The 8,125-nt window shown below is 69.4% G+C and carries 8 protein-coding genes; 4 read left to right on the top strand and 4 right to left on the bottom strand.

All coding sequences use genetic code 11. The features are described 5' to 3' along the window. Window positions 1–170: roadblock/LC7 domain-containing protein (locus BLR04_RS39060; RefSeq protein WP_176903562.1), on the bottom strand; the 170-nt coding region annotated here is incomplete at its 3' end. After that, the gene (locus BLR04_RS39065; protein ID WP_176903564.1) at window positions 167–2,932 is read right to left on the bottom strand and encodes a sensor histidine kinase; all 2,766 of its coding nucleotides are present in this window, start codon (window positions 2,930–2,932) and stop codon (window positions 167–169) included. The genes BLR04_RS39060 and BLR04_RS39065, both read right to left, overlap by 4 nt. A 522-nt stretch (window positions 2,933–3,454) precedes the next feature. Here BLR04_RS39065 and BLR04_RS39070 point away from each other — a divergent pair. From BLR04_RS39070 to BLR04_RS39085, 4 genes are read left to right on the top strand one after another with little or no spacing between them, the layout of a single operon-like run. Continuing rightward, the gene (locus BLR04_RS39070; protein ID WP_245741010.1) at window positions 3,455–4,444 is read left to right on the top strand and encodes an ABC transporter substrate-binding protein; all 990 of its coding nucleotides are present in this window, start codon (window positions 3,455–3,457) and stop codon (window positions 4,442–4,444) included. A gap of 1 nt (window position 4,445) precedes the next feature. Beyond that, on the top strand, window positions 4,446–5,219 hold the full coding sequence (locus BLR04_RS39075; protein WP_090774208.1) for an ABC transporter permease: 774 nt from the start codon (window positions 4,446–4,448) through the stop codon (window positions 5,217–5,219). Then, a complete protein-coding gene (locus tag BLR04_RS39080) occupies window positions 5,216–6,010 on the top strand; it encodes an ABC transporter permease (RefSeq protein ID WP_090774209.1) in 795 nt (264 codons plus the stop codon). The genes BLR04_RS39075 and BLR04_RS39080 overlap by 4 nt, the downstream gene beginning before the upstream one ends. Before the next feature lie 17 nt (window positions 6,011–6,027). Then, window positions 6,028–7,032 carry a methyltransferase gene (locus tag BLR04_RS39085; RefSeq protein WP_090774210.1) on the top strand — a complete coding sequence of 335 codons (1,005 nt, stop codon included), beginning with the start codon at window positions 6,028–6,030 and terminating at the stop codon, window positions 7,030–7,032. Between the two features lie 31 nt (window positions 7,033–7,063). Here BLR04_RS39085 and BLR04_RS39090 read toward each other — a convergent pair whose 3' ends face one another. Both BLR04_RS39090 and BLR04_RS39095 read right to left on the bottom strand, forming a co-directional pair. Continuing rightward, a complete protein-coding gene (locus tag BLR04_RS39090; RefSeq protein WP_090774211.1) occupies window positions 7,064–7,651 on the bottom strand; it encodes a GTP-binding protein in 588 nt (195 codons plus the stop codon). Next, on the bottom strand, window positions 7,632–8,060 hold the full coding sequence (locus BLR04_RS39095; protein ID WP_425413479.1) for a DUF742 domain-containing protein: 429 nt from the start codon (window positions 8,058–8,060) through the stop codon (window positions 7,632–7,634). The genes BLR04_RS39090 and BLR04_RS39095 overlap by 20 nt, the downstream gene beginning before the upstream one ends. Between the last annotated feature and the right edge of the window lie 65 nt (window positions 8,061–8,125).

The raw sequence follows: 8,125 nt of genomic DNA on the forward strand, positions 1-8,125 counted from the left end.
GACGCGATCGCCGCCAGCTGATCGGCCCGGTCCGCCGGAAAACCCGCCGACGCCGCCAGCGGGAGCCCGTCCGACGAGACCACCACCGCGTGCGCGACCCCCGGGACCGTGCTGACGAAGTCGGTGATTAACCAGTCCACCCCGCGTGCCGCGTGGCTCAGGTCGTTCACGCGCCCTCCTCCCTGCTGTCACTCCTGGGGCCGGACCCGTACGTCCTGCCCTCGCTGATGTCATCGCGCGCTGCGCGGAAACCTTGCTGGAAGCTCGACAGGCGGCTGCGCACCCGGTCCGGGGAGACCGCCGGCATGGGGGCGACGCCCTTCGGGGCGGAGGCGGCGTCGGCCGAACCGGGCACCAGGTTCGCCTTGGGCACCCGCTTGGGCAGGCCCGCCGCCGTAGAACCGTCACGGGCCGGCTCGACGACGGCCTTCGCCGCGTTCCAGCCCTCGTCCGCCTTGGAGGAGCCCCAAGCGGCGCTGGGCTCCGGCCCCTGCTCGAACCAGGCCGACTCGACCGCGGCGAAGATCGGCAGGAACTCGTCGCCGGACGCGGCCGCCGGGACGGCCGGCATCGGTCCCGTCGCGGCGATCTCGGAGTCCGCGAAGTCGAAGCGGTCGCGCGTGGGAGGCGCGGGCGGTTCGGCCGGGCGCGTCCAGGGCCTGGTCTCGTCGGACACGCCGCCGCGCGGGGGCGTGGCGACGTCGCCGCCGGCCGGGCCGCGGGAGGAGACCCACACGTCGTTGGCCGAGTCGGAGGTCAGCCAGCCCTGGTCGCCGCCGCCGACGGAGCCACCGAGAGTGCCGACGCCGGCGCCGCCTCCAGTGTCGCCGCCGGTCCAGGCGGGAGCCGACGGCCAGCTGCCCGACGGCAGGTCGGTGGACGGGTAGGAGGGGTACGACGGGTGCGCGGGCGGGAGCTGGAAGCCGGAGGCGGGCCAGCTCGGCACCGGCTGCGACCCGCTCATCGCCTCCTCGCGCACGGCACCACCGGCGGCCGAGGAGCCGGTTCCCGCGGCTCCTGCGCCGGCGAACTGGCCCGGCTGCGAGCCGAGCAGCGACTCGGGGATGAGGACCATCGCGGTCAGGCCGCCGGAGCCGTGCGGGCGCAGCTGCACCCGGATGCCGTGCCGGTGTGCCAGCCTCGCGACCACGAACAGACCCATGCGGCGGGAGACGGAGACGTCGACGGTGGGCGCGTCCGACAGGCGCTCGTTGGCCTGGACCAGCTCCTCCTGGGTCATGCCGATGCCGGAGTCGGTGATCGACAGCATGATGCCGCCACCGTCGATGCGGCTGCCGGAGACGGGGACGCGGGTTTCGCGCGGGGAGAACGACAGGGCGTTCTCGATCAGCTCGGCGAGCAGGTGGATGACGTCGTTGACGGCCTGGCCGGCGATGGAGACGCCTTCGGGCACCTCCAGCACGACGCGTTCGTAGTTCTCGACCTCCGACAGCGAGGCGCGGGCCACGTCGACCAGCTTCACCGGCTGGCTCCAGCGCCGCGGCGGGTCCTGACCGGCGAGCACCAGCAGGTTCTCACTGTTACGCCGCATACGGGTGGCCAGGTGGTCGAGCTTGAACAGGTTGCCGAGCCGCTGCTCGTCCTGCTCGCCCTGCTCCAGACCGTCGATCAGGGTGATCTGCCGCTCGACCAGCGTCTGGCTGCGCCGCGACAGGTTCACGAACATCGCGTTGACGTTGCTACGGAGCCTGGACTCCTCACCGGCCAGGCGGACGGCCTCGCGGTGGACCTCGTCGAAGGCCCGCGCCACTTCACCGATCTCGTCCCTCGAGTCGACGGCGATCGGCGGCACGTGCAACTGCTCGGGGGTGACCTCGGTGCTGCGCAGCTGGCGGACCAGGTCGGGCAGTGTGTGGCCGGCGATCTGCAGGGCGTCGCCGCGCAGGCGCCGCAGGGGGCGTACGAGCGAGCTCGCCATGAGGGCGGTGATCGCGAGGACCAGGATCAGCAGGGCGACCACGACGCCGATGTTGATGGCGGCGAGCTGCCGGTCGGAGGTGGCGACGTCGGCGCTTCGGGTGGCGACCTGTTCGGACAGCGCCTTCTGCACCTGGTGCATCCGGTCGACGGTCTCGCTGATGGAGTCGAACCAGTTGTCGGTGTCGCGGGTGGTCGCGGTGTCGAGACGGCGCAGGGACTGGTTGGTGTTGTGCAGCAGGACGGCGCGGCTGATGTAGAACTCGGCGCGGCCGATGCGCTGGCTGGCGACCGTGTTGTCGAAGAACTGGCGCTGCGCCGGCGAGGCCACCGCGTTGAACGCCGTCCGCTCGCTCTCACGGCGGGAGCGGGTGTCGAGGAAGGCGTTGAACTCCGGCTCCTCGAAGGAGCCTCTGACCAGCGCGATCGTCAGCAGCGCCCGCTGCTTGGAGGCCTCCTCCTCGGCACGCGCGATGTAGCGCAGGGCGGCCGAGGTGGAGTTGAGCTGTTCGTCCGTGGAGCCCTGGGCCAGCTCGTCGTAGAGCTGGAGCATGTCGGCGATGGTCTCGGAGTACTTCTCGATCGTCGGCAGGGGCGGCAGCTGCGAGCCCTTGACCGTGTCGCGCAGCGACTTCAGCTGTCCGAAACGGATCTCGATACGGTTGAGCGTCCTTCGGCCGAGGTCGCTCAGCGACGGCTCGGTCGCCTTGCCCGCCTCCAGGGTGCGTCGGACGCTCGCGTCCACGATCCGCTGCTGGCTCTCGAGCTTCGCCCGCTCGGACGACCGCTTGCCCGAGACGACGAACCGGCCGGCCAGGTCGCGTTCCAGGCCGAGGTCCTTGGACAGGTCGCCGAGCTGCTTGATGAGGCCGCCGACCTCGCCGATGACCTGGTACTGCTGGGCACTGGAGATCGAGGTGGTGACGCGCAGGGCGCCCAGGATCACGCCGACGATGGTGGGGATGGCGATGAGGGCGATGAGACGAGTACGCACACGCCAGTTGCGCAGAGCGAACGAGCTGCCCGATCGGGAAGTTCGTGCCTTCGGCGGTTCACCGCCCGCAGCCTGTTCCGGAACGTCCGGAGTGCTACCACGACCGGGGCCGGTCGTTGTTGTCGTCACTGGTGGCAACCTCTCGCCATGGCCTGCTCTAGGGGGTTCTCAGCGGCTTCGTCACGCAGACGAGTGATCGCAGGCAAGTTCGAGGCCCAATTTGAGCATAAACCTCATAGTTAGGCCAACGTATCGAAGGTATTTAACCGGTCCGACAGCCACAATGTTCACGTCGCAAGCCCCCGATCACAGAGCGCAACCAATGTCCCAATCCGGACATTTAGCCAAAAAGCATGCGTTGTTCGCAGATTTACTGCCATAGGGGTGTGCAGTTATTTTTTGTTGATAAAACGGGTAAACGTGGCATAGCGCTCCCGGACTGATCTAGCCTCCGGTACGCTTCACGCCCGGCATACCGTGCCACATCTCCAGATAGCTTCCCCCTGGTAGGAGAACCCCCCGATGACTCGCAAACTGCGCTGTCACGCCCTCGCTCTCGGCGTGACAGTCGCTCTGGCCCTTTCCGGCTGCGGTGGCTCCGACAACACCGCGACCACGGCCGGTAACGGCAGCGGCCTGGAGAAGACCACCATCAAGGTCGGCGCCCTGCCCGTTCCCGACCCCGTGTCGCTCTACATCGCCAATGAGAAGGGCTTCTTCAAGGAAGAGGGCCTGACGGTCGAGCCCGTCACCATCACCGGTGGCGCCGCCGCCGTCCCGATGATCGAGGGTGGGCAGCTCGACATCTCGATGACCAACTACGTCTCGACGTTCGTGGCCGCGAGCCAGGGCAAGAAGGTCAAGCTGGTCGCCGACATGTACCAGGCGGCGCCGAACACCTTCAACATCATGGTCCCGAAGGACTCCCCGATCCAGACGGTGGCCGACCTGAAGGGCAAGACCGTCCTGGTCAACAACCTCAAGAACATCGCCACGCTCGCGGTGACCACCCAGCTGAAGGTGGCCGGCCTCACCGACAAGGACGTCAAGTTCGTCGAGAAGCCGTTCCCCGACATGGGCAACGCGATCATGAGCGGCCAGGCCGACGCCGGCTGGCTCACCGAGCCGTTCATCACGGCCACCCAGAGCCAGCACGGCTTCCGCAAGCTGGTCGACACGATGTCCGGTCAGACGGCCGACCTGCCCATCGCCGGCTGGATGGCCACCGAGGAGTGGGCGTCGAAGTACCCGAAGACGCTGGCCGCGTTCAACCGCGCGATCTCCAAGGCGCAGCAGCTCGCCTCGAGCGACCGCAAGGAGATCGAGGCCATGCTGCCGAAGTACACGAAGATCGACGCCCAGACCGCGTCGGTGATCACCCTCGGCACGTACCCGAGCGAGCTGAACGCCAACCGCCTGCAGAAGGTCGCCGACCTGATGCAGGAGTACGGCTACCTCACGAGCCCCCTCGACGTGAAGTCGCTCATCGTCACCCCTGCATCGAACGGATGACATGACTGGCGCACGACTGCTCCGCGGCGCCGCCGGCGCCGCGGGGTTTCTCGTTGTCGGGGAACTGGTCATCCGCTTCGGCATCAGCGACGGCCTGGTCTTCCCCGCCCCTTCGACCATCCTGTACGAGGCCGTGCGGCTGCCGGCCGACCCCCAGTTCCTGGCCGGCGTCGCCACGACCATGGCCAACTGGGCGCTCGGCCTGCTGATCGCCATCGTGGTGGCCGTCCCGCTGGGTGTGCTGCTCGGCGCGGTGCCCTCGCTGGAGCGCACCGTCCGGCCGATCCTCGAGTTCATGCGGCCGATCCCCTCGGTGGCGATCATCCCGCTGGCGATCCTGCTGATCTCGATGGAACAGATGATGAAGGTCTCGGTCATCGTCTACGCCTCGCTCTGGCCGATCCTCCTCAACACCCTGTACGGCATGCACGACGTGGACCCGGTGGCCAAGGAGTCGCTGCGCAGCTTCGGGTTCGGCAAGCTGTCCGTCCTGATCAGGGTGAGCCTGCCGAGCGCGGCCCCGTTCGTCATGACGGGCGTCAGGATCGCGGCGGGCATCGCGCTCGTGCTCGCGGTCAGCGCCGAGCTGCTGGCCGGCGGCGTCTCGGGGATCGGCGTCTTCGTCGGTACGGCGGGCAGCGGCAACCGGGTCGACCTCGTGATGGCGGCCACGGTCTGGGCCGGACTGCTCGGCGTGCTCGCCAACATGCTGCTGCTGGCCGGCGAGCGCCGGCTCTTCCACTGGCACAAGGTGCGGACGGGAGCGCCGTCATGAAGGCCGTCACCAGGTACTGGCTGATCCCGGTCGTCCTCGTCTTCTGGGAGCTGATCGGCCGCGCGGTCGAGGACACCGACTTCCCGCCGCCCACGACGATCCTCGTCCGCATGTGGGAGCTGTGGTTCTCCGGCCCCGCCGGGCAGCTGTTCCTCACCGAGGACGCGATCGACAACATCCTGCCGAGCCTCGGCCGCATGTTCAGCGGCTGGATCCTGGCCTCCGTGGTCGGGATCGCGCTCGGCATGCTGCTCGGGCGCTCGCGCCGGGCCGCCGACTACGTCGACCCACTGATCGAGTTCGGGAAGTCGATCCCGCCGCCACTGCTGCTGCCGGTGTTCGTCGTGCTGTTCGCCACGAGCGGCCCGAACGGGGTCCTGCTCACGCAGCTGGCGACCATCGTGTTCGGTGTGATCTGGCCGGTGCTGCTCAACACGATCGACGGCGCCCGCGCGATCGACCGTACCTACATCGAGACCGCGACCGTCTTCAACCTGACGCGGGCGCAGCGGCTGCGTGTGGTCGTGCTGCCCGCGGCCTCGCCGAAGATCTTCGCCGGGCTGCGGCTGAGCCTGTCGCTGGCGTTGATCCTCATGGTCCTCACCGAGCTCATCGGCGGCACCGACGGCATCGGCTACCAGCTGCTGCAGGCCCAGCGCGGCTTCGACGGCGCGGGCGTGTGGGCGGCGATCGCGCTGCTCGGCACGCTGGGCGCCGTGGTGAACGCCCTGTTCGTCCTGACCGAACGCCGGATGCTGGTCTGGCACCGGCAGGCCACCCGCAACCCGTGACCTCCAGGAAGGGACCCATGCAGCACTCGACGGACCTCCTCATGGGGTCGCTCAGCGACATCTCCCGCTTCGCCGCGACGCTGACCATGGCGGAGCTTGGCCTGGCCGACCAGCTCGCGGACGGGCCGCTCGGCACCGGCGAGCTGGCCGAGCGGTGCGGGGCGCACGCCCCGTCGCTGCGCCGGGTGCTGCGCGAACTGGCCGCCATCTGCCTCGTCACCGGCGCGGGTCCCGACGCGTACGCGCTGACGGACAAGGGTGCGGTGCTGCGTTCTGACGTGCCCGGCTCCGTCCGCTCGTCGATCCGCATGCTCGGCGAGGAAGGCTTCTGGTACGCCATGGGCATGCTGCCCACGACCGTGCGCGACGGCGGTTCGGCGTTCGTGAAGCGCCACGGCCACCTGTACGAGCACCTCTCCCGCAACCCGGCGTCGAGCACGCTGTTCGACGAGTACATGGCGGGCCGGGCGCGGACCCTCATCGAGGGCCTCACCACGCGGTACGCGTTCCCGCCCGAGGCGACGCTGGTGGACGTGGCCGGCGGCAAGGGACACATCCTGGCCGCGATCCTGCACGCCAACCCGGGCATGCGGGGCGTCCTGATCGACCTGGAGCACGTGGTGGAGCGGGCCGCCCGCACCCTCGCGGACGAGGGGCTGGCCGATCGCACCGAGGTCGTGGCGGGTGACTTCTTCACCGGCGTGCCCGCCGGCGGCGACCTCTACCTGCTGGCCAGCATCCTGCACAACTGGGACGACGGCGACGCCGTGCGCATCCTGCGGGGTGTCCGTGACTCCATGAAGCCCGAGGGGCGCGTCCTGATCCTCGAAGTGGTGCTCCCCGACAGCGAGGAGCCGCATCTGGGCAAGGACTTCGACATGCGGATGCTGGCGATCTTCGACGGCGGCGCCGAGCGGAGCCGCGAGGAGTACGCGACGCTGCTCGACCGGGCGGGGCTGACGCTCACCGACGTGGTCGAGCTCGGCTCGGGGGCGAACCTCATCGAGGCCAGGCAGCACTGACCCGTCCGCCGTCCTCCGGCTGGGGCGGCGGCTAGCTGCCCCAGCCCGGGACGGCCATCCGGACGGAGAGCGCGTGCTCCACCAGGTGGATCAGCGCGTTCTTGACCGAGTCCTTGGAGCGGGCGTCGAGCCGGATCATGGGGATGTGCGGCGCGAGGGTGAGGGCGTCGCGCACCTCGGTGTCGCTGTGCGGATATTGCCCGTCCCAGCCGTTGACGCCCACGATGAACGGCAGCTGGGCCTCCTCGAAGTAGTCGATGGCCGGGAAACTGTCGGCCAGGCGACGCGTGTCGACCAGCACGACCGCGCCGATGGCACCCCGCACCAGGTCGTCCCACATGAACCAGAACCGGTGCTGCCCGGGCGTACCGAACAGATACAGGATCAGGTCACGGTCGAGGGAGACCCGGCCGAAGTCCATCGCGACGGTCGTGGTCGACTTCAACGGCGTCATCCCAAGATCGTCGATACCGGCGGAGGCGTCCGTCATGACCGCCTCCGTCGTCAACGGCATGATCTCCGACACCGCCCCGACGAACGTCGTCTTGCCCACCCCGAAGCCCCCCGCGACCACGATCTTCGTCGAGGTGAGACCGGGGCTAGAGCCTGCGAAGTCCACTTAGCACCCTTTCCAGCAGATTGACGTCCGGCCGCCCGGCGTCCAGCTGTGGCTGGTGCACGCGGACCAGACCTTCGGCGGCCATGTCAGCGATCAGCACGCGGACCACGCCGAGCGGGATCCGCAGCAGGGCCGAGACCTCCGCCACCGACCGCACCTGCCGGCACAGCTGGCTGATCGCCTGGTACTCCGGCGTGATGTGGGAGAACTCCCGCTGCTCGGCGGTCGCCGAGGAGACGAGGGCCTCCATCGCCAGCTTGACCCGCGGCGCCGTCCGTCCACCTGTCACCGCGTACGGGCGGACGGGCGAGGCGGGGTCGGGACTCAGCTGCGACTGGGGCTGGGGCTGAGGCGGCCCCGGCTGGGACGGGGAGACCCAACCGCCGCTGTTCCATCTGGGGTCGGTCACCTACATCACCTGGTCTGGGTGGCGCGCAGCTCCGCGCGCACCGCCGGGGTCAGCACCTGGCCGGC

It is taken from the genome of Nonomuraea maritima (assembly GCF_900100395.1).
Taxonomy (GTDB): domain Bacteria; phylum Actinomycetota; class Actinomycetes; order Streptosporangiales; family Streptosporangiaceae; genus Nonomuraea; species Nonomuraea maritima.

Excerpts from the sequence above, each read along its gene's own strand:
- BLR04_RS39070 (WP_245741010.1), top strand. The coding sequence starts at position 3,455 with ATGACTCGCAAACTGCGCTGTCACGCCCTCGCTCTCGGCGTGACAGTC.
- BLR04_RS39075 (WP_090774208.1), top strand. The coding sequence starts at position 4,446 with ATGACTGGCGCACGACTGCTCCGCGGCGCCGCCGGCGCCGCGGGGTTT.
- BLR04_RS39080 (WP_090774209.1), top strand. The coding sequence starts at position 5,216 with ATGAAGGCCGTCACCAGGTACTGGCTGATCCCGGTCGTCCTCGTCTTC.
- BLR04_RS39085 (WP_090774210.1), top strand. The coding sequence starts at position 6,028 with ATGCAGCACTCGACGGACCTCCTCATGGGGTCGCTCAGCGACATCTCC.